This is a genomic window from Streptomyces sp. CNS606, assembly GCF_000426325.1.
Genome location: NZ_AUFD01000012.1, coordinates 1 through 24759 on the forward strand (window position 1 = coordinate 1; position 24759 = coordinate 24759).

The 24759-nt window shown below is 75.7% G+C and carries 6 protein-coding genes; 1 reads left to right on the forward strand and 5 read right to left on the reverse strand.

The window, feature by feature from the left end; all coding sequences use genetic code 11:
• Window positions 1-5070 (reverse strand): type I polyketide synthase (locus K304_RS0109710; RefSeq protein ID WP_027763590.1); only part of this gene is annotated, 5070 nt, incomplete at its 3' end.
• 406 nt (window positions 5071-5476) lie between these two features.
• Between K304_RS0109710 and K304_RS0109715 the strand changes: the two genes are divergently transcribed.
• Window positions 5477-5770 (forward strand): DUF1905 domain-containing protein, encoded by a 294-nt coding sequence (locus tag K304_RS0109715; protein ID WP_027763591.1) that lies wholly within the window; start codon window positions 5477-5479, stop codon window positions 5768-5770.
• A 47-nt stretch (window positions 5771-5817) separates the two neighbouring features.
• On the opposite strand, the gene K304_RS0109720 is transcribed toward K304_RS0109715, so the two are convergent.
• From K304_RS0109720 to K304_RS0109735, 4 genes are all read right to left on the reverse strand, one after another.
• Entirely contained in the window at window positions 5818-7029 is a 1212-nt protein-coding gene (locus K304_RS0109720) for a cation:proton antiporter (RefSeq protein WP_027763592.1), read from the reverse strand.
• Window positions 7030-7197: 168 nt separating this feature from the next.
• Window positions 7198-16614: a non-ribosomal peptide synthetase gene (locus K304_RS28195; protein WP_078528863.1), complete on the reverse strand. Its 9417-nt coding sequence runs from the start codon at window positions 16612-16614 to the stop codon at window positions 7198-7200.
• Window positions 16611-23852 (reverse strand): non-ribosomal peptide synthetase, encoded by a 7242-nt coding sequence (locus K304_RS31670; protein ID WP_051308198.1) that lies wholly within the window; start codon window positions 23850-23852, stop codon window positions 16611-16613. Before K304_RS31670 ends, K304_RS28195 begins: the two co-directional genes overlap by 4 nt.
• Window positions 23845-24753 (reverse strand): 3-hydroxyacyl-CoA dehydrogenase family protein, encoded by a 909-nt coding sequence (locus K304_RS0109735; RefSeq protein WP_486591615.1) that lies wholly within the window; start codon window positions 24751-24753, stop codon window positions 23845-23847. The genes K304_RS31670 and K304_RS0109735 overlap by 8 nt, the downstream gene beginning before the upstream one ends.
• Window positions 24754-24759: the final 6 nt, after the last annotated feature.

Below are 24759 nucleotides of genomic sequence, written 5' to 3' on the forward strand. Positions count from 1 at the left end.
AACCGACGAAGCAGCGGAAGCAGCAGCCGGCGCGGCAGCGGCCGGAGCGGCGACAGGTGCGGCGGCGGGCAGCGCCGCCGGGGCGACGGCGGGCTGCGGCACGGCGGGGGTGAACTCCCCGGCGCCCAGGTAGCCGAGCAGGACGTCACGCTGGGCGCTGACCATCTCCCGGCTGGTGCGCAGGAACTCGGCGATCAGCGCGTCCGGACCGGACTGGGGGGCGCCGGTGGTGGCGGGGGTCTCCGACACGATCACTCCCGTGATGGGGCGGGCGGGTTGCAGGGCGTTGGGCGGGTAGGTGCCGTCGGCGCGGCGGACGAGGTGGCCGTCGACCGTCCAGCCCGCCGGGGGAAGGGCGGTCTCCGTCTCGGGGTCACGGGTGTCGCGCCCCTGGAACAGCCGCCCGGTCCGCACGTCGGTCCCGGCGACGGCCAGCTGGGCCAGAGCGGTGAGGAAGTCGGTCAGCCCCGAGTTCGGGGAGCCCTGGAGGGGGACGGTGCGGTGCGGCCGGTCTCCGAGCACGTCGTCGACCAGGCGGGAGAGCACGCGCCCGGGGCCCACTTCGAGGAACGTCCGTGCTCCGGCGGCGTACATGGCCTCGACCTGGTCGGCGAACCGCACCGGCGCGCCGATCTGGGCGGCGAGCCCGGCCCGTACCGCGTCCGCGTCGGCCGCGTAGGGCTCGGCGGTGCGGTTGGCGAAGACGTCGAGGCCGGGCGCGCGGACCGTCAGCGCGTCCAGCCGCTCGGCGAAGGCGGCTCCCGCACCGGCCACGAGCGGGCTGTGGAAGGCGCAGGCCACCTGGAGCTGCTTCACGGAGTAGCCGGCGTCCCGCAGCCGGCCGACTGCGGCGGCCACCGGCTCCGACGGCCCGGAGATCACGGTCTGCCGGGGGGAGTTGCGGTTGGCGGCGACGACGTCCCCGTCCAGCTCCGACAGCCGCAGCACCTCGGTGACCTGCTCCGGTGTGGCGGTGACGGCCGCCATCGACCCCGGATCGCCCTCGCGGACCTCCGCCAGTATGGCCTCCGCCCGCTGGGCGCTGGCCGTCAGCAGGTCCTGCGGCGACAGCGCGCCGGAGACGGCGAGCGCGACCAGTTCGCCGTAGCTGTGGCCGGCCGCCATGCCGGGACGCACCCCGACGCCCGACAGCAGTTCCGCCGCGGCGAGTTCGACGATGCCGAGCGCGGGCTGGGCGACGGCGGTGTCGGTGATCCGGGCGAGCTGCTCGGCGCGCGCCCGCTCGTCGAAGGCCGCCGGCGGATAGAGCGCCTCCGCCCAGTCCGCACCCAGGTGGAGGTAGCGCTGGAGTTCGGGGAAGGAGACGAACAACTCCGCGAGCATGCCGGGACGCTGGCTGCCCTGCCCGGGGAACAGGAAGGCGAGCGGCCCGGCGCCCGTCGTGTCCCCCTCCGGGGTGAGGTCCGCGGTGAACACGCCCTCGGGCGGGGTCCCGGAGCCGTCGCCCGCCGCGTGGCGCAGCTGCGCGGCCAGCATGTCCAGGTCCTTCGCGACCAGGGCGATCCGTACCTGCTCGCCGCGAGCGGCCGCCAGGTCGCTGCGCCGGGAGGCGCAGCGTGCGTAGTCCCGCAGCCGCCAGGTGCCGCCGCGCTCCGTCAGGGAGAGCAGCGCCTTGGCGGCGCGGCGGGCCCCCGCCGTGTCCTGGCCGCGGAAGGTGAACAGTTCGGCGGGCCACTCGTCGCGGGAGTGCGCGGGCGGCACGTCGTCGTACGCGCGCAGCACCACGTGGAAGTTGGTGCCGCCGAATCCGAAGGCGCTCACGCCCGCGATGCGTTCGGCCGCGTCGGCGGCCCAGGGGCGTGCGGCGTCGTGGAACACGAACGGGCTGCGGTCTCCCTCCCAGGCCGCATTGGGCTGCCGGATGTGCAGCGTCGGCGGCTTGACCCCGTGGTACAGGGCCAGGGTGGTCTTGATCAGGCCCGCCAGTCCGGCGGCGCACTTGGTGTGGCCGATCTGCGACTTCACCGAGCCGACGGCGCAGGTGCCCGGCGCGGCACCGGCTTCGGTGAACACCTCGGTCAGGGTGGTCAGTTCGGTCCGGTCGCCGACGACCGTCCCGGTGCCGTGCGCTTCCAGCAGGCCCACGTCGGCCGGGGAGACCCCGGCGTTGCGGTAGGCGCGGGTGAGCGCGGACCGCTGACCTTCGGGACGGGGCGCGGTCAGCCCGAGGGCGCGGCCGTCGCTGGCGCTGCCGACGCCGTCGATCACGGCGTAGATCCGGTCGCCGTCGCGCTCCGCGTCGGAGAGCCGCTTGAGGACCACGCAGGCCACGCCCTCGCCGAGGGCGATGCCGTCCGCGTCGCCGTCGAAGGTGGCGGAGCGGCCGGACGGGGAGAGGGCGTGCACCGAGGAGAAGAGCAGGTAGTCGTTGATGCCGTTGTGCAGGTCGGCGCCGCCGCAGAGCACCATGTCGCTGGTGCCGGTGATCAGTTCCTTGCACGCCACGTCGACGGCGGTGAGCGAGGACGCGCAGGCGGCGTCGACGGTGTAGTTGGCACCGCCGAGGTTGAGCCGGTTGGCGATCCGGCCCGCGATGACGTTGGCCAGCACGCCGGGGAAGGAGTCCTCGGTGAGCCGGGGCAGCTGGGCGTCCAGTTCGGCGGGGAGCGTGCCGACGTACGAGGGCAGCACGGTGCGCAGCACGCTCGCGTTGGACAGGTCGCTGCCGGCCTCGGCTCCGAACACCACCGAGGTGCGTGCATGGTCCATGGGCGCCTCGTAGCCGGCGTCCGCCAGGGCGCGGCGGGCCGCTTCCAGTGCGAGGAGCTGCACCGGCTCGACGCTGGTGAGGGAGGCCGGCGGGATGCCGAACCGCAGCGGGTCGAAGGGGATCTCCGGGAGGAAGCCTCCCCACCGGGACGGCGTCTGCTCGCCGTCGCCGTCCGGCGCGTAGTAGAGGTCGGTGTCCCAGCGCTCGCCGGGGACCTCGGTCACGCAGTCGCGGCCCGCCAGCACGTTGGTCCAGAAGGCGGCGGTGTCCGGGGCGCCGGGGAACATCCCGGCCATGCCGACGACGGCGATCCGCAGCGGCTCGGGGGCGGTGTCCTCCGCCGGGGCGATGCCCAGTTCCTCGCGCAGCCGTGCGGCCCGGTCGCGCAGCCAGCGGGCGGCGCCGTCCCCGACACACTCGTGCAGCGCGGCGACGGTGGTGACCTCGCTGCGCAGCACGCAGACCTCGCCGGCCATGAACATGCCTTCGCCGGCCTGCCGGTCCTCGTCGACGGGGCGCAGTTCGGCCCCGACCCGCTCGATGCCCTTGCTGGCCAGCCGGAGCCTGCCGACGTTGAACCGCTCGAGCTGTTCCCACGCCTCCCGGTCGGGGACTCCTCCGGCGCTCAGTTCCTCCTTGAGCCCGGCGAAGTCGGCGGTGAAGCCGCTGTGGGCGCAGCGGGTGGCGTGCCCGGGCGCGGTCTCGAGCAGGTCGGTGCGCTCCGCGGCGAGGATCTGCCGCTGGAACAGGGGCCGGATCGCGCCGGCCGCCACCGCCTCCTCGGTGAAGAGGTAGGCGGTGCCCATCAGCAGCCCGCAGGCGACGCCGGCGCGGGTCAGCGGTGCGGAGAGCGCCGCGACCATCGCCGCGGACCGCTCGTCGTGCACGCCGCCGGCGAACAGCACGGTCAGCCGGGCGGCTTCGTCCGGGCGCGCGGTCTCCAGGTACTCCAGCAGGACGCCGACCTGCGCCTCCCAGAGCGGGAAGCTGTTCCGCGGCCCGACGTGCCCGCCGCACTCCGCTCCCTCGAAGATGAACCGGCGTGCGCCGGCGGCGAGGAACTGGCGCAGCAGGCCGGGGGACGGCACGTGGAGGAACGCGGCGATGCCGTCCTCCTCCAGTGCGGCGGCCTGTGCGGGGCGGCCGCCGGCGATGATCGCGTGGGTCGGGCGCAGTTCGCGCACGATCTCCAGCTGGGCGGAGCGGATCTCTTCGTCGGCGAATCCGAGGATGCCGACGCCCCAGGGCGCGTCGCCCAGTGCGTCGCGGGTGCGTTCCAGCAGGGTGCGGGTCTGCTCCGGGCCGGAGAGGGCCAGGGCGAGGAACGGCAGCGCGCCCTGGCCGGCCACGGCCTCGGCGAACTCCGCCTGGTCGCTGACGCGGGTCATGGGGCCCTGGGCGAGGGGCAGCGCGGTGCCGAGGGCGCGCGCCCCCGGTGAGCCGGCGCCCAGCGCTCCGGCCGGTGCGTCGTCCTCCAGCGCCGCGGTGAGCGCCGCGCGCATGCCCCGTGCGACCTCGCCGACGGTGGACCAGCGCGCGGCGAACTCGGAGGCGAGGAAGACGTCCTGTCCGACCGGCAGGAACTGCTCCCGGAGGTCGTCGCCGCCGACCCGGGACAGGAACTCCGCCCGGTCGCGGGGCAGTTCCGGGGCGCCGGGGCCGCGGCGCAGCAGGACACGCGTCCCGTGGTGCAGGGTGGTCTCCGAGCCGTCCCGCCTGCTCACCGCGTCGGTGACCTCGGCCGGCAGCGCGGCGTCGTCGAGCAGTGCGAGCTGGGTGTCGAGGACGACGCCTGCGGCGCCGCCCGCGAGAGCGGCGGCGGCCGTGCACGGGCCGATGCCGCCCCAGGCCCAGACGGGCAGCGTCAGCCCGGTGTCGGCCAGGACGTGCTGGAGCAGCACGAAGGTGCTCAACTCGCCGACGCGACCGCCTGCTTCGGCGCCGCGGACGATCAGGCCGTCGGCTCCCGCCGCTGCGGCCCGCCGTGCCTCGTCCCGGTCGACGACCTCGACGAGCACCCGGCGTCCGGCGAACTCCGACGGAGAGCGCTCCGGGTCGGCGAGCAGCACCGTCTCGGCGGGGCCGGGCAGGTCGTCGCCCGTCACGGTGCAGCCGGGGCGCACCCGCACGCCGAACGGGGAGGGAGCCCATCGGGTCGTGAGGTCGAGCACCTCGCGTGCTGCGCCCGCACCGCCGAGGGGCAGTTCGAGGACGCCGAGGGCACCCGCGCGGGCTGCGGCGGCGGTGAGGCGCGGCGAGGGCCGCTGCACTGGATTCACGGCGATGAGCACACTCGCTCGCGACGACGCGACGGAGGTGCCTGACTCATGCGTCCGCATGAATGCTCCCGTACTACACGAATCGACGAAACTGACGCTTGCCTGAAGTTCCCCCGGCGAGGCGCAGCCCGGTGCGGACCGGCTGACTACTCGTGGGTACTGACCCTCCGTCATGCACTCCCGGGTGGTCGAACCAGGAGGGCGCACAGCCGGAAAGACCAGGGTCCCCACTAGGACTCTTCTGCCACGCTTCTGACTGGCTGTCAGTGAACAGGTCCGGCACGGATTGTCATGTGCATGGAATCACAGAGTGACGACCGGCGGGTAACTTTGTGGCCAACGTCACAGCAACCTTTTCCGAGATCGTTCGTCCGCGCGCGAGGGCGCGTCTTGCCGTCTCCGCCGTGTGCCGGCCGTGGGAGTACGCTGAGCGGGCCCGGTCACGGCCACGACGAACGGACCCACCATGGACGTCTCCTTCGCCGGCCGTGTCGTCGAATGGCGGGGGCCCGCGCCGTTCTTCTTCGTCCCGGTGCCCGAGGAGCAGTCCGCCGACATCCGGGAGGTGGCGGCGGCCGCCACGTACGGCTGGGGCGTCATCCCCGTCGAGGCCCGGATCGGCACCGTCGACTTCACCACTTCGCTGTTCCCCAAGGACGGCGGCTATCTGCTGCCGCTCAAGAAGGCCGTGCGCGCACCGCAGGGCCTCGCACCGGGGGACGAGGTCTCCGTGGAGATGACGGTCCGCCTGGGACCCTGACCGCGCGACTCCGGCGTGACCCGCCCGGGGCGTGCGCCCCGGGGGCGTCACCAGGCCTCGGACTCCCCGGGAGCCTGCGACTCCGGCCGGGCTTTCTTCCCGGACCGCAGCCCCATCGCCGACAGGGGGAGCAGGAGCACGGAAAGCATCGCCGCGCCCACCAGCGCGGCCGCCTCCGGCGTGCCGATGACCTTCTGGTCCGTGCCGATGGTCGTGAGGGCGACGACGAGGGGCAGGCAGGTCGAGGCGAACAGCGCGAGGGCGGCCCGGTCGGCCGTGCCGAGGTCGCGTGGCGCGAGGAGGTACACCGGCGCCCCGCGGACCAGCAGGAAGAGCACCAGGAAGACCGGCACCAGCAGCAGGGCGCCCAGGTCGTCGAGCAGCGCCTGGAGGTCGAACTCGATGCCGGTCACCACGTAGAACAGCGGGACGAGGAAGCCGAACCCCATCGCCTCCACCTTGCCGAGCACCTCGGCGCTGCTCGCGGGTGCGGCGTCGTGCATCACGAGGCGGGTGAGGACGCCCGCGGCGAAGGCGCCCAGCAGCACGTCGAGGCCGAAGACCTCGGCGAGGCCCAGCATGCACGCCAGCAGGAGCATGACGAAGCGGACCGCGAACTGGCCGCTGCCGTGCAGGGTGACCTCCGTCAACCGGGCGAACCAGGCGGGCCGCGGTCGCAGCGCCCAGAGCACGGCGACGGCCGTGATCGCCCCGAACGCGACGAGCAGCAGGGCAGACTCGGCCGGCCGTCGTCCGCTGAGCAGGAGCGCGATGGCGATGACGGGTCCGAACTCGCCCACCGCGCCGAAGCCGGACATCACCGTTCCGAACCGGCCGTGCAGCTGACCCCGGTCCCGGAGGATCGGCAGGACCGTACCGAGCGCCGTGCTGGTCAGCGCGGTGCCGATGACGAAGCTCTCGAACGTCTCGCCGCCGCTCATCAGCAGGGCGATCCCGAGGGCGAGGACGAGGGAGATCAGCCAGGCGCAGGTGGAGCGGCGCAGGGTGTCGCCGCGCACGGCCGTGAAGTCGATCTCGTACCCGGCAAGGAAGATCAGCATCGCCAGTCCGAGATCCGCCAGCGTGTCCAGGACCTGGCCCGTACGCGCCCAGCCGAGCACCTGCGGCCCGACGAGGATGCCGAGGGCGATCTCGAAGATGACCAGCGGCACGGGCACGCGCCGTCCCACGCCGTGCGCGAGAAGCGGCGCCAGCACGGCGACGGCCATGATCAGGATCAGCGTCCCCGGGTGCGTCACGGGCCGCGGCCGTCCCGCCGCGCCGGGGCACGGCCGGGTGCCCGTCGGCCGTACCGCGGGCGGTGACCGGGCACAGGGCGTCTCCCTCCAGGGCGGCGTGGGGGGCCGTGGCACAGCGGCTCCACCCGTGCCACTCTCGCCCCGCAGCGCGTGGAGCGGCCACCGGTTCTAACCCGTCCGGGGGACCGGTACGTGGCGGACGCCTGCGTCCTCCGGGCCGGCGGGAGCCGCCCTCAGCACGTCGCGGACCATGCGCTCCGGCGCGGTGGCGAAGGCCCGCAGGACGTCCTCCAGGTCGGCGGCCAGCGTCTCGACGCGGGCCCGGGGGACGACGTCGGGACGGTGGTCGAACCGGAGCGCCAGGCCGCCCTCGCCGGCGAAGGCGACCAGCGTGAGGGGGTAGTGCGCGGCGTCCCGCCCTTCGATCGCCTGGACGCGGAGGCCCGGAGCACCGTCGTGCAGCCCGGCCTCGTCCAGGGGGTAGTTCTCGAAGACCACATGGGTGTCGAACAGCTCGCGTCCCGCCAGCCGCTGGATGTCGCTCAGCCCCAGATGGTGATGGGGCAGCATGCGGGTCTGCTCCCGCTGGAAGCGCTGGAGCAGGCCGGAGACCGTCTCCTCCGCATCGAGCGCCACCCGTACCGGGACCGTGTTGATGAACAGCCCGATCATCGCGTCCATGCCGGGCACTTCGGGCCGGCGGCCGGAGACGGTGACGCCGAAGGTCACGTCGTGTGCCTCGGCACGGCGGGCCAGGACCATCGCCCAGGCGGCCAGCAGCAGGTTCCCGAGGGTGAGGCCCTCCCGGGACGCTGCACGTCGCAGGGCGTCCGCCGGCGGATCGGCGAGGACGAGGGGCATCGACCGGGGCGGGAGCGTCCCCACGCCGGCCGCGCCGGAGGTCAGCCCGGCCGACTCCGCGATGCCGGACAGCTCCTCCCGCCAGGCCTCGCGCGCCGCGTCCCGGTCCAGCTCCGCGAGGGCGGCCAGGTGGTACCGGTAGGGCGTGACCGGGGGCAGCGCGCCGGCGTCGCCGCGGTGGGCGTACAGGGTGAACAGTTCGCGCAGCAGCAGCGGCATCGACCAGCCGTCCAGCAGCAGGTGGTGGTTGGTCAGCACGATCCGGTGGTCGTCGGCGCCGCAGGCGAACAGGGTGAACCGGAGCAGCGGTGGCCGGTCCAGGGGGAAGCGGCGGCGCAGGTCGGCGTGCGCCAGACGGGCGAAGACGCGTTCCCGCCGGCCGGGTGCCACGCCGGTCAGGTCGACCTCCCGCCAGGGCGGTTCGACGTCGCCGGAGACCACCTGCACCGGCCGGCTCGTGCCGTCGTACACGAACGCCGCGCCGAGGTGGGGGTGGCGTGCCAGGAGGGCGCGCGAGGCGGCGCGCAGCCGGTCCGGATCGGGTCGCTCTCCGAGCCGGACGACGAACTGGGCCTGGTAGACGTCGGGGCTCTGCGGTGCGAACAGCGCGTGGAAGAGCAGCCCCTCCTGGAGCGGCGTCAGGGGCAGGACGTCGGTCACCGGCGGGTACGCCGCCTCCAGCCGCTCGATCTCCGCCTGCCGCAGCCGCACGAGGGGCAGGTCGGAGGGCGTGAGTCCGCCGGCGTGCGGGCCGGCGGCCAGGGCGACGAGCCCGTCCAGGGCGGCGAACCACAGTTCCGCCAGCTCCCGGATCTCGCTCGTCCGGAAGAGTCCGGCCGTCCAGGACCACTCCGCGCTGAGCACCGGCCCGTCGGGGCCGTCGGCCGTCAGCGCGTTGAGGTCGAGGCAGTGGCCGCCGGGCAGCGCGGACGCGTCCGGCGGCGGGGCGTCGCCGGCGGGTGCGGGGACGTCGTCGCCGGGGGCGTCGTCGCCGGGGCCGAGGGCGTCGCCGGTGACCGACCAGTCCTCCTCGGCGGACGCGGCGAAGCGGCCGAGGTAGTTGAAGCCCAGCTTCGGGCTCGGCAGGCCGGCGAGCCGGGGTCCGGTCCGCGGGTCGAGATAGCGCAGCACGCCGTAGCCGACTCCCCGTTCGGGGACGGCCAGCAGCCTCTCCTTCACCTCCTTCAGTGCGCGGCCGAGGGCCGGCCCGGCGCCCAGCACGTCGCTCCAGGCGCATCCCGTCCGCGGCAGCCGTACCGGGTGGACGCTGGTGAACCAGCCGACCGTGCGGGAGAGGTCGACGCCGTCCGTTTCGGGACGGCCGTGGGACTCGCGGTCGAGGAGGACGTCCCCCTCGGCGAGTCCGCGGCGGCGGCGCCACTCCTCCACGGCGAGGGCGAAGCCGGTGAGGAGGACCGGTTCGACACCGCAGCGGAAGGCGGCCCCGACCTCGGTCAGCAGGGCACGGGTCCGCTCGGGTGGCAGGTGTGCGCGCAGCCGGCCCACACCGCCGCCGTGCGCGGGGGTGTCGGCCCATTCCGCGGCGCCGCCCGCGAGGGCGGCGGTCCACAGGGCCGTCTCCCGCGCGCGCGAGCCGTTCTCGCCCTGGGAGGCGAGGAGGCGTGCCCACCGGGTGAGGGAGGTGCCGGCCGGGGGCGGTTCGGGGCGCCGCCCGGAGATGAGGGCGGCGTCGGCCGCAGCCAGATCCGGCAGCAGGATGCGCCACGACACCCCGTCCACGGCGAAGTGGTGGACGGCGAGCACGACGCGCCCGTGCCGGTGCGGCCCCCCGTCGACGTACACCGCCCGCACCATGCGCCCGGCCCGCGAGTCGAGCGCCTGCTGCACCTCGTGCGTGGCCCGGGCGAGTACGGCCGCGGGCAGCCGTTCGCCGTCCTCCGCACCGGTGGTGAGCGTCGGGGCGACGCAGTCCTCGGCCCGTACGGCGCCTGCCGGCTGGACGTGGAGGCTCCACGGCGCGGTCCGCTCCGCAGGCCCTTCGGGGGCGTCGAAGCGCAGCCGCAGCGCCGGGTGGTGGTCGAGGACCACCTGGAGGGCGGAGACGAGCCGGTCGCGGTCGAGCCCGAGGGGTGCCCGCAGCGTCATGCACTGGCTGAACCGCACGGTCTCGCCGCCGTGTTCGCGCCACCAGCTCATCACCGGGGTGAGCGGAACCGGCCCGCCTTCCTCGGGGCCGGGCGCCGCCGGACCGCCGTCCGCGCTGCGCGCGTTCCGCCCCCCGGACGCAACGGCCCGTGCGACGGTGGCGAGTTCGGCCACGGTGGGGTGCTTGAAGACGTCCCGGACGGTGAACCGCAGTCCTGCGGCGCGCGCCCGGCTGACCAGCTGGATGGCGGTGATGCTGTCGCCGCCGAGGTCGAAGAAGCGGTCGGTGACGCCCGGCTCGGGGACGCGCAGCAGGTCGGCGACGAGGTCGCAGAGCACCTTCTCGCGGTCCGTGGCCGGGGCCGTGCCGGTGGGCTGGGGCGCGGCCGGGTGGGGCGCGGGGAGCGCAGCCCGGTCCAGCTTGCCGTTGCGGGTCAACGGCAGCCGGTCCAGCGTCACGTGGGCCGCGGGCACCATGTAGTCGGGCAGCAGCCGTTCGGCGTGGCTCCGCAGGGCGGGCCAGTCCACCGCCTCTCCCTCGGCCGGGACGACGTACGCGACCAGGCGCCGCTCCCCCGGCCGGTCCTCCCGGACCACGACAGCCACCTGGCCGGCGCCGCCGTGGCCGGTCAGCGCGGTGGCCACCTCGTCCGGTTCGATGCGGAACCCGCGCAGCTTCACCTGGTCGTCGGCGCGGCCGAGGAACGCCAGGGCGCCGCTCGGGAGCCACTTGACCAGGTCGCCGGTGCGGTACATCCGCGCCCCGGGCGGCCCGCAGGGGTCGGCGACGAACCGTTCCGCGGTGAGGCCGGGCCGGTGCAGGTAGCCGCGGGCCACCCCGGCGCCCGCCACGTACAGTTCGCCCGCCACACCGGCGGGGACGGGCCGCAGCGTGTCGTCCAGCACGTGGACCCGGGTGCCGTCCAGGGGGCGCCCGACGGGAATCCCGGATCCGCCGTGCGGCTGCTCCACGTCGCCGGCGGCGAGGGTGTGCCGGGTGGCGAACGTGGTGGTCTCCGTGGGGCCGTAGCCGTTGACCAGGCGCGTGGACGGGCAGTGCCGACGCACTGCGCGGACCGCGGGCGGGGAGACCACGTCGCCGCCGGTCCACATCTCCTCGAGGGTGCGCAGCGCGCCGGGCTTCTCCTGCGCGACCAGGTGGAAGAGTCCGGCCGTCAGCCACAGGGTGGTGACCTTCTCCTCGGTGACGACCCGTTCCAGCCGTTCCACGTCCAGGTCGCCCGGTGGAGCCACCACGACGGTGCCGCCGGTCAGCAGCGGTCCCCAGAGTTCGAAGGTGGCGGCGTCGAAGGAGTGCGGGGAGTGCAGGAGGGTACGCCGCGGCGTCCGGTCCGGTGCGGCGCCGTCGAGGGCGAGGGCGACGATGTCGGCGTGGGTGACGGCGACGCCTTTCGGAGTGCCCGTCGAGCCGGAGGTGTACATCACGTAGGCCAGCGCGGCGGGGTCCGGTACGGGCGCCGGGTCCGGCTCCGTCGCAGTCCCGGCTTCGGGGTGCGCCGGGTCCGTCGCGGCGCTCACGGCGACGACGCGGGGCCCGCCCGGCCACGCCCGGTCGCCGTCGCGCCCCTCCCGGGTGACCAGCAGCGCGGCCGCCGACTCGGCGACGACCCGTTCCCTCCGGGCGCGGGGCGCCCGCGGGTCGAGCGGCACGTAGGCTCCCCCGGCCCCGAGGACGGCCAGCAGGGCGACCACCAGGTCCGTGGAACGTTCCAGGTCGACGGCCACCGGCGTCTCGGCCGCCACTCCGCAGCCCGTCAGCCGCCGGGTGAACTCCGCCGCGCGCGCCTCCAGTTGCCGGTAGGTCAGGGTCGTGCCGGCGGCGCGCACCGCGACGGCGTCCGGGGTCGCGCGCACCTGTGCGGCGAAGCGCTCGGGAACGGAGCACCGGGCGGAGCCCGGCAGGGGCGCGCCGGTGCCCCACGCGGCCAGGAGGCGGCGCTCGTCGGCGTCCCGCACGTCGAGGCGGTGGACCGGCCCGTCGGGATCGGCCGACGCCTGGTCCAGCAGCAGCCCCAGCCGTCGGCTGATCGCCGCGGCCGTGGCCCGGTCGAACAGGGCGCTGCGGTATTCCAGCCGGCCGTCCAGCCCGCGGCACCGCCCGTCGGGGTCGCGGTGTTCGTGGACGCTGAGGCACAGGTCGAACTTGGCGGTGCCGGTGGCGAGGGCGCTCACGGAGGTGTCCAGCCCGGGCAGGGACAGGTGCTCGGGCAGAGCAGGCGTCAGGGTGAGCATCACCTGGAAGAGCGGCTGTCCCGCCGCGCTGCGTTCCGGGTCGACGGCGTCCACCACCAGGTCGAAGGGCACCTCCTGGTGGGCGAAGGCGGCGAGGTCGGACGCGCGTACGCGGGCGAGGAGTTCGCGGAAGGTGACGGCTCCGGAGGTGTCCGTGCGGAGGACGACGGTGTTGACGAAGCATCCGACGAGGCGGTCCGTGCCGACATCGCCGCGGCCCTCCACGGCGGTGCCCACGGGGATGTCCGTGCCGGCGCCGAGGCGGGTCAGCAGGGCGGCCAGGCCGGCGTGCACCACCATGAACAGGCTGGCTCCCCCGGCGGCGGCGAGGTCGGCGAGGCGCTGGTGCACCCCGGCGGGCACCTGGAAGGGCACGCCGTCGCCGGCTCCGTCGTCGCCGTCGGGGGACGGGGCGCGGTCGGTGGGCAGCGGGAGCCGCCGCGGCAGGTTCTCGAGGGCGGCGGTCCAGTGGTCCAGGCCGGCGGCGGGCTCCGGTGGGGGGAGCTGCCGCCGCGTGTGGTCGCCGTAGTGCACGGGCAGCGGAGGCCAGTCCGGCTGCCGGCCGGCGCGGCGTGCGGTGTAGGCGGTGGCCAGGTCGGCCAGCAGCGGTTCGAGCGAGGCCGCGTCGCAGGCGATGTGGTGGAGCAGCAGAAGCAGGGCGTGTCGCCGGGGGCCGCGGGCGAACAGCTGGGCCCGCAGAGGCGGTTCCTTCTCCAGGTCGAACGCGTGGCGGGCGGCCGCTGCCAGCGCGTCGTCCAGCTCTTCGGGGCCGGTGACGGCCTCGGGCTGCCACAGGGCCGCGGTCGAGGGGTCGAGCACGTGCTGCTCGGGGTGGTCGCCGCGGGTGGTGACGACGGTGCGCAGCGGTTCGTGGCGGGTGGCCACGTCGAGCACCGCGCGGCGCAGCGCGGCCTCGTCGAGAGGGCCCGATGTGCGCAGCACGAGCGGGATGTTGTAGGCCGGGTCGGGGCCGGTGAGCGACTGCTGGGCCCAGAGGCGGCGCTGCGCGGGGGACAGCGGGGCGCGGCGCGGTCGGGGGCCTGCGGCGGGCGCCGGCCGCTGCTCGGCCGGGGCGGCCGGGCGGGGGCGGAGGCGGAGGCGGGCGGCGAGTGCGGCGACCGTCGGGTGGGCGAACACGTCGCGCACGTCGATGTCGGCGTTCATCTCGGCGCGCACGCGGGCGACCAGGCGGGTCGCGCGGAGGCTGTCGCCGCCGAGGTCGAAGAAGCCGTCCTCCGGTCCGGCCCGCTCCACCTCGAGCACCTGCGCGTACAGCGCCGCCAGTTGCCGTTCCCCGGCCGTCGCCGCGCGCTGCGGTGCCGGGTGGGCGGAGGGGCGCACGCCGGGGTCGGGCAGTGCCGCACGGTCCAGCTTGCCGTTGGGGGTCAGCGGCAGACGTCCGGTCCGGACGAAGACGGTGGGCACGAGGTGGTCGGGAAGCCGGTCGCGGAGGTGGGCGCGCAGCCGGGCCTCCCAGCCGCCGGGCTCCGTGACGGCGCCGGGCTCGCCGACGCCGCCGGGCTCGCCGCGGTCCCCCGGCACGACGTAGGCCACCAGCCGGGCCTCCTCCCCCGTGCGGCCGGTCTTCGCGGCGACCGCGGCCTGTGCCACGCCGGGCGCGTCCGCGAGCGCGGCTTCCACCTCGCCGGGTTCGATGCGGAAGCCGCGCACCTTGACCTGGGCGTCGGCCCGCCCCGCGTATTCCAGTCCGCCGTCGGCACGCCACCGGGCCAGGTCGCCGGAGCGGTACAGCCGCGTGCCCGGAGGGCCGAAGGGGTCGGCGACGAACCGGGCGGCGGTCAGCCCGGGCCGGCCGAGGTAGCCGCGTGCCACGCCGGTGCCCGCCACGTACAACTCGCCCGTCGTGCCGGGTGGTACGGGTCGCAGCCGGTGGTCGAGGAGGTGGAGCCGCAGTCCCGGCAGGGCGGTTCCCATCGGGCTGCCGCGCCCTGCGAGGTGGTGCGGTGCGAGGTCGAGCCGGGTCGCGTGGACGGTGGTCTCGGTGATGCCGTACATGTTGGTCATGGCGGGCGCGGCGTCGCCGTGCCGTCGCCGCCAGGCCCGCAGGCGTTCGGGGTGCAGGGGCTCGCCGCCGAAGATCACCTGACGGAGCGCCAGGCCACGTTCCGGGCCGGCGTCCTCGGCGTCGGCGCGGTCGAGCGAGTGGAAGGCGGACGGCGTCAGGTTGAGCACGGTCACGCGCTCGCGGGCGAGCAGGTCCAGCAGCGCGCGGGGCGAGCGGGCGTCGTCGTGGTCCACCACGACGACGCGGCCGCCGTGGGCGAGGGCGCCCCACATCTCCCAGACGGAGAAGTCGAACGCGCAGGAGTGGAAGAGCGTCCACACGTCCTCGGGGCCGAAGCGGAAGGAGGCCGCCGCGTCCCGGAGGAGCGACACGACGGCGTGGTGCGGGACGACCACGCCCTTCGGGCGTCCGGTGGAGCCGGAGGTGTAGATCACGTACGCGGGATGCGCGGGGGCCGGCGGGTCTGGGCGGCGGTCCGCGTCCGTGGGGCCGGCCGGGCCCGCCGGGGCCGGCTCGCGGTCCAGTACGGCGAGGTCGTCCGGCGTGAGGGTGTGGACGGGGCGTGCGTCGTTCAGGATCGTGCGGAGGCGTTCGGCGGGCCAGCGGGGGTCGAGCGGCAGGTAGGCGGCGCCGGTCTTGGCCACGGCGAGGAGCGCGGTGACCAGGTCGGCGGAGCGCGGCAGCCGGACGGCGACGGTCCGTTCCGGTCCGGCTCCCCGGTCCAGCAGCGACCTGGCGAGCCGGTTGGCGCGGTCGTTGAGCCGACCGTAGGACAGCACGGTCCGCCCCGCGGTGACCGCCGGGGCCTCCGGGGTGCGCGCGGCCCACTGCTCGACGAGCTGAGGGAGCGTGGCGGGAGAGGGCGGGGGCGGGGCGGGAGAGGGCGCGGCGGGGCGCGGCACGAACAGCCGCCGTTCGCCGGGGGTGAGCGGATCGATCCCGTCGGCGGGCAGGTCGGGGGCGCAGGCCAGCCGGCGCAGCAGGTGGGCGAACCGGCGTGCTTCACCGGCGGCTTCGCCGCCGGTGAAGCCGGCCGGGTCCGCGTCGAGGACGACGCGCAGTCCGCCGCCCAGCCCGTCGCGGTGGACGGTGAGGGACAGGTCCTCGACCGGGCCGACGGCGATGTTGCGCATGACCATGGGCCGTCCGGCGAACGTCCCGCCGTAGTCGAAGGGCAGGACGTTGACCGTCATGGCGAACAGACGCCGTCCGCCCGGCCCCCGGCGCGGTCCCGCACCGGTCAGGCCGAGGTCGCGGCGCAGGTCCTCGATGCGGTACCGCTGGTGGTCGAGGGCTGCGGACAGTTCGGCGTCGGTCGCGCGCACCAGGTCGGGCACGGGCAGGCCGGCCTCGGCCGGCAGGCGCAGCGGCACCACGTTCGAGAGCATGCCGGGGGCCGTGCGGACGGCTTCGCCCGCCCGGCAGGTCACGGGCAGACCCACCGTCACCTCACCGTGGCCGTCCGCGCCGTGACCGTGGCCGCCGGGGTCGGCGTGCGTGCGGGCGCGCAGGTGGAGGGCTGCCGCGGCAGCGACCAGCGCGGGCCAGCGCACGTCGAGCCGCCGGGCCCGCTGCCGCACCTCCCGCCAGGCGGCCGCCGGGAGCACGGCGTCGCGGCGCAGCGCGAGACCGGACGCGTCGCCCTCCCCGTGACCGGACGGGGTGCTCCAGCGCAGGTCGCCGGCGTCGGGCCGGTCGGCGGTACGCCGCAGCCAGTACGCGCGGTCGGCGGTGTACGCGGGCGAGTCGCGGTAGGCGGCCTCCTCTTCGAGCAGTGTCGTCAGCGGCGCCAGGTGGCCCGCCGACGGTGGCGGCCGTCCTGCCTCCAGGGCGGCGTAGACCTCGCCGAGCCTGCGGGCGAAGAGGGACGAGCTGAAGCCGTCGAGCACCAGGTGATGCGCGCCCAGATACCAGCAGGAGCGGGTGCCGGAGAGCTTCAGCAGCGCGCCGCGGAACAGCGGCCCCCGCTCCAGGTCGAAGGGGCGCGCCAGGTCGGCGCGCATCCATGCGCCGGCGGCGCGCCGGGGGTCCGGCTCGCCGCCGACGTCCACGCACGGAACGTCCCAGCCGGGCAACGGGCCGAGGTGCTGGCGGGGTTCGCCGTCGGTCGCGACGGCGAACCGGACGCGCAGTCCCTCGGCTTCGGCGATCGTCCACTGGAACGCCGTGCGGAACGTGCCGGCGTCGAGCGGTCCGTCGACCTCGACGCCGATCCCCACGTGATAGCGGGCGGAGTGCGGCGCGAGCGCCTGGCCCAGCCACACGCCGGACTGTGCCGTGGTGAGGGGCACCCCTGGGTGCCCCTCCCGTGCGGCGCCCGGGGAGGGGAGCACGCTCATGCGCCCGTCCCTCGCAGGCGCGGCAGCAGTGCCCGGCCGATCCCGGCCAGGGCGTCGGCCCGTCCCATCCGGCCGTGGGTGTGGTCGACGGGGACGACCTCGGGTTTGCCGCCGTCCAGGTACGGCAGCCACAGGTCGGCCGCCACCTGCGGGTCGGTCTCGCTGGCCGTGAAGACCAGCGCGTCACCGGCGAACCGCCCGGGGGTGTGGGAGCGGGCCAGGATGCCGTTGTTGAGGGAGATGCGGCAGATGGCCTCGATGCGCGCCTCGTCGAACAGGGCGAGCTGACCGGTGCGGTCACGGGTGATCTCCATGAACCGCGGGTAGGTCAGCGTCTCGCCCGCCCAGGTCGCCTGGTCGTAGCCGAAGAGTTCCAGGACCATGCTCAGCACCGCGCCGACCCCGCCGTCCGCGGGTGCGGCGCCGTCCTCGGCCCGGCACGCGTCCCGGTCCTCGGCCCCGCCTTCGCCGGAGCCGGCCGGCGGACCGGCCGGGTAGGCGTCGAGCAGCGACAGCAGGCCGACGCGCGCGCCGTCGCGCTGGAGCTGCACGGCCATCTCGTGGGCGACCAGCCCTCCGAACGACCAGCCCAGGAGGTGGTACGGGCCCTCCGGTTGCACGCGCCGCACCTGGGCCAGGTAGTCGGCGGCCATGTCCGTCAGCGTCGCGGGCAGCACCTCCGGCGCCTCCAGTCCGCGCGCCTGGAGTCCGTAGAGCGGCTGGTCCTCGCCCAGCGAGGTGGTGAGCCCGGCGTACGACCAGGCGATCCCGCCCGCGGGGTGCACGCAGAACAGCGGTGCCCTGCTCCCGGACTCGCGCAGCGGCAGCAGCACTCCGGTGCCGCCGGCGTCTCCCCCGGCGGGCTCCGGAGCCGTCCGCCGGGCGTCGCCGCGCCCGGTCCGTGGCGGCTGCCCGCCGCCGGTGCGGGCGGTCTTCGCCCCGGCCTCCTCGTCCCGTACGTCGCCCAGGCTCCGCGCCGGGTCGGTGGCCGCCGTGGTCAGCAGACGCACGAAGCGGTCGGCGAGGTCCTTGACCCGGTCGCGTTCGATCAGGTGCGGGCGGTGGTCGAAGCGGAGGAAGAGGCGCTCGCTCCGCGCCGAGACGATGAGCCCGAGCGGGTAGTGCGGGGCGTCGTCGCCGCTGGCGCCGGTGAGGGTGAGCCCGGGCGCCGGGTCGGCCAGCACGCCTTCGATGGGGTAGTTCTCGAAGGCCATCACCGTGTCGAACATGTCACCCATGTCCGTGATACGCCTGATGTCGCCGAGCCCGATGTGGTGGTACGGCATCAGCCGGGTCTGCTCCTGCTGGAGCCGCACGAAGAGGGTGCCCAGCGAGTCCCGCGCGTTCAGCCGTACGCGGGTCGGCACGGTGTTGATGAAGAGTCCCACCATCGTCTCGACGCCGGGCAGTTCGGCGGGCCGTCCGGACACCACGGAGCCGAACACCACGTCGTCGCCGCCGGTCGTCCCGCCCAGCAGGACGCCCCAGCACGCCTGGAGCACGGTGTTGAGGGTCACGCCGTGCCGGCGGCTCATGTCGACCAGGGCGGTGGTGGTCTCCTCGGTGAGTTCGGCCGTCACGTGGGACGGCGGCAGCGGCCTGGTGCCGCCCTCGTCCGCCGCGAGACGGGTCGGCGTGGTCAGCCCGTCCAGCGCCTCGCGCCAGCTGGCCTCCGCCTGGGCGGTGTCCACCTGCTGGAGCCAGGCGAGGTACTCGCGGAAGGGGGTGACGGCGGGCAGGCCGGCGGCGGTGTCCCCGGCGGGCTCCAGGGCGTTGCGGTAGAGCGCGAACAGCTCGCGCACCAGCACCGGCAACGACCAGCCGTCCAGCAGGATGTGGTGGGTGCTGAGCACCAGCGTCCAGCTCCGCTCGCCCGTGGTGACGAGCATCATGCGCAGCATCGGCGGCGTGGCCGGGTCGAACGGGCGGCCCCGCTCGACCCGCATCAGCCGCCGCACCTCGCGCTCCCGCTCGTCCGCGGACAGCGCGCTGACGTCCTCCTCCCGCCAGGGCAGCCGGGTCCCCCCGCAGATCACCTGCACGGGCTGGCGCAGCCCCTCGTGGGCGAACGCCGCCCGGAGGTTGCCGTGGCGCCGCAGCAGCGCCTGACCGGCGTCGCGCATGCGTGCCGCGTCCACCGCGCCCTCCAGGTCGAGCGCCAGCTGCACCGTGTACAGGTGGACCCCGTCGTCCCCGGGGCTCTCGTCGTCCGCGGCGTCCGTCCCGTCCCAGCCGTCGGTCTCGTCCCGGCCGTCGGTCTCGTCGGCCATCTCGCCGAGCAGGACGTGGTAGAGCATGCCGGCCTGCAGCGTGGACAGCGGCAGCACCTCCTCCAGGTCGGGGTGCGCCTGCTCCAGCGCGTCGACCTCCCGCTGTTCGAGGGTCACCAGCGGGAAGTCGGACGGCGTGCGCCCGCCCGCGCCGGGCTGCGCCGCGTACGCCGACAGCGCGTCCAGGGCCGCGAACCAGGCGTCGGCGATGCGCCGCACGACCGGTTCCTCGACGACGCCGTCCGGCCACACGAACGAGACGGCCAGTTCCGTGCCGTCGGCGGCGTCCTGGGTGAGGACGTTGATGGACAGCGGGTGGGTGAGCGGCATCTCGGCGTCGGCGCCGGCGCTCATGGTGGTCTCCGGCGCGGGAGCCCAGTCCCTCTCCCCCGCGGCGGCGGGCAGCATGAAGCGCCCGAAGTAGTTGAAGCCGATGTCCCTCGGGGGCGCGGCGGCGAGGCGGCCGGAGGTCCGCTCGTTGAGGTAGCGCAGCATGCCGAAGCCGATCCCCTTGTCCGGGATGGCCCGCAGCTGCTCCTTGATGCGCCGGAGCGCCGCTCCCAGCGCGGGTCCGTCGTCCGGCGCGGCCTCGCCGGGCGCGAGCCGCACGGGGTACATGCTGGTGAACCAGCCGACGGTGCGCGAGAGGTCCGCGCCGGGGACGACCGGTTCCCGGCCGTGCCCCTCCACGTCGATCAGCACGTCGCCCTCGGTGCCCAGGGTGTGGCGCACGGCCAGGCTGAGCGCGGTGAGCAGCACGTCGTTGATCTCGCAGTGGAAGGCCGCCGGGAGGGTGGTGAACAGGTGCCGGGCGCGTTCGGCACCGAAGGTGAGCACGTGGGAACGCGCATGGGCGGTGGTGTCCCGCGCCGGGTCCAGCGGACGCTTCGCGAGCTCGGGCCCGGAGGCCGCCAGCATGTCGGTCCACAGCGGCAGTTCGGCGAGCCGCTCCTCTTCGTTGGCCTGCGCGGAGAGCGCACGGCTCCACTGCCGCAGCGAGGTCTCGACCGGCTGGAGCCGCGGCTCGTCCCCGGCCTCGAACGCCTCGTAGGCGGAGGACAGGTCCGGGACCAGGATGCGCCAGGACACGCCGTCGACGCTGAGGTGGTTGCCCATGAGCATCAGCCGGCCCGGGGTGTCCTGGCCGGCGTCCAGCCACAGCAGCCGCACCATCGTGCCGGCGCGGACGTCCAGCTCCCGCTTGGCCCGTGCCGCCTCCCGGCCGATCGTCGCGGCGAAGTCGCCGTCCAGCCCCGACACGTCGATCCGCCGGAGGCAGGCCGTGGCGCGTACCGAGCCGGGCGGCCGGACGACGAGACGCCAGGCGCCGTCGTCGGAGACGTGCAGCCGCATCCGCAGCGCGTCGTGGTGGTCCAGGAGCGTCTGCAGCGCCTTCGTCAGCAGGTCCTCCCGGAGCCCGCCGGGGACCTGGAGCAGGGCGGCCTGGTGGAAGCCGTCGACGGGGCCGCCGAGTTCCCGCAGCCAGTGCACGATCGGGGTGAGCGGCACGTCGCCCGTACCGGACGAACCGCGGCCTCCCGTCGAGCGGGCGGTCTCGCGGGCGACCGCCGCGAGGGCGCGAACGGTCTTGTGCTCGAACACGTCCTGCGGGGTGAGGACCAGACCGGCCTTCCGGAGCTGGCTGACCAGCTGGATGGAGACGATGCTGTCGCCGCCGAGGTCGAAGAAGCCGTCGTCGGAACCGACTTCGGCGACGCGCAGCACCGAGGCGAACGCGGCCGCGACCATCTCCTCACGGGAGGTGGGCGCCGGGGCGGGCTTCTCGACAGGGGTCCCGGCGGTGGTCTCGGCCGAGGTCCCGGCCGGGACCTCGGCAGGAGTCCGGGCGCCGGTCTCGGTCTGGGGCTGGGTCTGCGGCTGGGTCTGGGGCTGGGTCTGGGCGGATGCCGTCGCCCGCTCCGGCGGGTCGGGCGTCCACCGCAGTTCGGGCTGCTCGGGCCGCTCCGGCTGCTCCGGCTCGGTCCGGCGGTCCTCCGCAGGCGTCGGGAGGGCGGCGGGGGCCGTACCGGCCGCCGCGGCGGCGTCGGCGCCGGCGCCGGGGCCGGGGCCGGGGTCGGGGCCGGGGTCGGGAAGGGCCTGGCGGTCGAGCTTGCCACTGGGCGTGCGCGGCAGGGTGTCGAGAACCGAGACGTGGGCGGGGACCAGGTGGGCGGGGAGCCGGTCGGCCAACCAGGCCCGCAGCGCGGCCGGCTCCGCACCGGCCGGCCCGGCGGGTACCGCGTAGGCGACGAGGCGGGCTTCGCCGGCCGCGTCGTCCCGTACCACGCAGACCGCCTCGGCCACGTCGGCGTGGCGGCCCAGCACGGCCTCCACCTCGCCCAGTTCGATCCGGAAGCCGCGGACCTTGACCTGCCCGTCCATCCGGCCGAGGAAGTCGAGCCGGCCGTCCTCCCGCCGGCACACGAGGTCGCCGGTGCGGTACATGCGCTCGCCCGCGGGGCCGAACGGGTCGGCGACGAAGCGGCCGGCCGTCATCCCGGGACGGTGCAGGTAACCGCGGGCCAGCCCGGCACCCGCCAGATACAGCTCCCCGGGCCGTCCGGCCTCGACCGGCTGCAGCGCGGTGTCGAGCACGTAGGCGCGCACGTGGCCCAGCGGGTGGCCGACGGGCGGGGTCAGCCCGTCGGGGTCGGGCCCGTCGGTCCACGCGGTGGCGTACACCGTCGCCTCGGTCGGCCCGTACACGTTCATCAGCCGGGTGCCGGGCAGGGTGGCGCGGACCCGGTCGGCCAGCGGGGCCGGCAGCGCCTCGCCCCCCAGCGCGAGCGTCGCGGCGGACAGGTCGAGGTCGCCGCCGTCCAGCAGCTTGGCGAGGACGGACGGGATCGCGCACACCAGCCCGCCCGACCAGCGCGGCGGGTCGCCGTCCATGAGCGACAGCAGGTTCCGGACGACCTCGACCCGGCCGCCGTGCGCCAGGGTGGGGAAGATCTCGGCGACCGACACGTCGAAGCTGAACGACGTGGCCGCGAGGGTGTGTGCGAGGCTCCGGGGCCCGAACTCCGCGAGGCCCCATGCGACCAGGGCGGCGGCGTTGCGGTGGGCGACGACCACGCCCTTGGGCGTGCCGCTGGAGCCGGAGGTGTAGATCACGTACGCGGGGTGCGCGGGCAGCAGCGGGGCGCGGCGGTCGGCGTCGGCGAGCGGCGCCGGGGAGGCGTCGCGCAGCTCGGCGGCGGTGCCCGGCGCGTCGAGGGTGAGGACCGGCGCGCCGGAGAGCGCCTCGTCGTGGCCGGCTGCGGTGTCCGTCACCACGCAGCAGGGCCGCGCGTCGCGGAGCATGAACCGCAGCCGTTCGGCGGGGTAGGACGGATCGAGCGGCAGGTAGGCGGCGCCGGCCTTGAGCACGGCGAGCATCGCCACGACGGTCCGGGCCGAGCGGGGCAGCAGCAGCCCCACGGTCCGCTCGGGTCCCGCGCCGCGGGCCACGAGCAGCCGGGCCAGCCGATTGGCCTGCTCGTGCAGTTCGCGGTAGGTGAGGCTGCCGGAAACGTCGCTGACGGCCACGGCGTCCGCGTGCCGGGCGGCCGCGGAGTCGAGGAGTTCGAGCAGGGTGCGGGGGCGCTGCGTGCGGCCGCCGCCGTCGCTCAGGGTCAGTGCGGAGCGCCGCTCGTCGGCGCCGAGCAGGTCGAACGCGGCCACGGCGCGCCCGGGTTCGGCGGCGGCACCGGTCAGCAGCCGTGCGAACCGCTCGCGGTGGGCGTCGGCCTCGGCGGCGGTGTAGCGGTCGGCGGCCCCGACGAAAGCGACGGACAGCGTCCTCTCCGCGGTGTCCTCGTCGACGACGATGCGCAGGTCCGGAGCGTGCGGGCCGCCGAGACGGCGTACGCGGGCCGGGTGGTCGCCGAAGCGCACCTCCTGGGCGTGCAGGCGGACGTCGACGACGGGCCCGTACAGCGGACCGCCCGTGACGCCGAGTTCGCGGCACAGCTCCGCGTGACGGAACCGCTGGTGCCGGCGGACGTCGGCGATCTCCCGGGCGGCCTGCCGCGCCAGGCGCGTGAACGACGTGCCGGGGCGCACGGTCAGGCGCAGCGGTGCGACGTCTCCCGCGGCGCCGGGGACGCGCCGGGACGCGCGGGTGGTGCGGCCGTCCACGGGCAGGCCGAGGACGACGTCGGTGCTGCCGGTGAGGCGGTGCACGTACGCGGCGACGGCCGCGACCAGCACCGCGACGGCGTCGGTGCCGGTGCTCCGGGTGGCCGCCCGCACCCGGGTGCTCTCCTCGGCGGAGAGGGGCGCGGGGCGGGACGTGACGGGCTCGCCGTCGGCCGCACCGGATCCGGCCGGCCCGGTGGCCGGGGACGCCGGCTCGGGGCGGTCGGCGTACCGCGCCAGCCAGTGGTCGCGGTCCGCGTCCCGCAGGTCGGAGGCGCGGTACGCCCGCTCCTCGTCCCGCAGCAGGGACAGCGGGGGGAGGGCGTGCTCCTGGTGCGGCCATCCCTCGGTCCGGGCGGTGTGGACCTCGGCCACGCGGCGGGTGACCAGGTGGCAGCCGAAGCGGTCCAGCACGGCCGGGTGGTGGCGGTGGAACCAGTGGAAGCGGTCCGGGCCGAGCCGGAGCAGGGCCTGCCGCGACAGCGCCTCCCCATCCCCCGGGGGCCGGGCCGTCTCGGCGCGCACCCACTCCGCGGCGGCGGACTCCGGGTCGGGGTCGGCGCCGAAGTCGATCACGGGGAGCGGGAGGTCGGCGTCGGGGTCGGGCCGGAGAGCGGCGTGACGTCCGTCGCCGGGGCCGTCGGCGTCGTCGGCTTGCCCGGCCCGGCGCATGCGCAGCGCGTCGCTCTCGCGCACCACGGTGCGTACGGACTCCTCGAAGGCCGCCGTGTCGAGCGGTCCGCGTATCTCCACGACCTCGGCGACGTGGCCGCCGCCGTCGGCGGACGGAGTCCACGCCTCCCGGCCGGCCTCGGACATCGCGGTGCGCGCAGTGTGGTGGTCAGCCATGGCTGGTCTCTCCCCGTGCGACAAGAGGGCTCTGCGGATAGGAGTGGAAGCCGCGGCCGGCCTTGCGGCCGACGCGTCCTTCGGCGACGAGCCCGGCCAGCAGCGGGTAGGGCCGGAAGCGTGCGTCCCCGGTGTGCGTGCGGAGGACGTCGAGCGTGTCGACGACGGTGTCCAGGCCGATGAGGTCGCCGGTGCGCAGCGGCCCCATCGGGTGGCCGAAGCACTCGCGGAAGACGCGGTCGACCGTCTCCGCGTCCGCGGTTCCCTGGTCCAGGACCGCGGCGGCTTCGTTGATGGTCAGCATGAGGACGCGGTTGGTGACGAACCCGGGCCCGTCCCCGACGACGACGGGCTTCTTGCCGATCGCCGCCAGCAGGTCCCGGGTGCGCCCCAGCGTCTCCTCACTCGTGCGGGCCGAACACGCCACCTCGACCGCGTCCTTGACCGGTGCGGGGTTCATGAAGTGGGTGCCGATCACCCGGTCGGGGCGGCCGGTGAAGGACGCCAGCCGGGCGATGGGGATGGCCGAGGTGCAGGACGCGAGGATGGTGTCGGGCCCGCACACCCGGTCCAGCTCGCGCAGGATCTCCTCCTTCAGCGGCTCGCGTTCGCGCGCGCACTCGACGACGAAGGACGCCTGCGCGAGATCGCCCGGGTCGGCCGAGAACTCGACCGGGGCGGCGTCGGCCGGGGCCGCGTCCCCGCCGCCGCCCAGAAGCCGCCGCAGCCGCATCCCGGAGCGCAGCCGGGCCGCTCCGTCGCGGCGGGCCGCCTCGTGGGGGTCGACGACGACCACGGGCCGGCCGGCCTGTGCGAAGCACTGGGCCACGCCGGCGCCCATGGTCCCCGCGCCGACGACGCCGATCGGTGCAGGCGCCTCGATGTCTTGGTGTTCGCCCACGGTCGC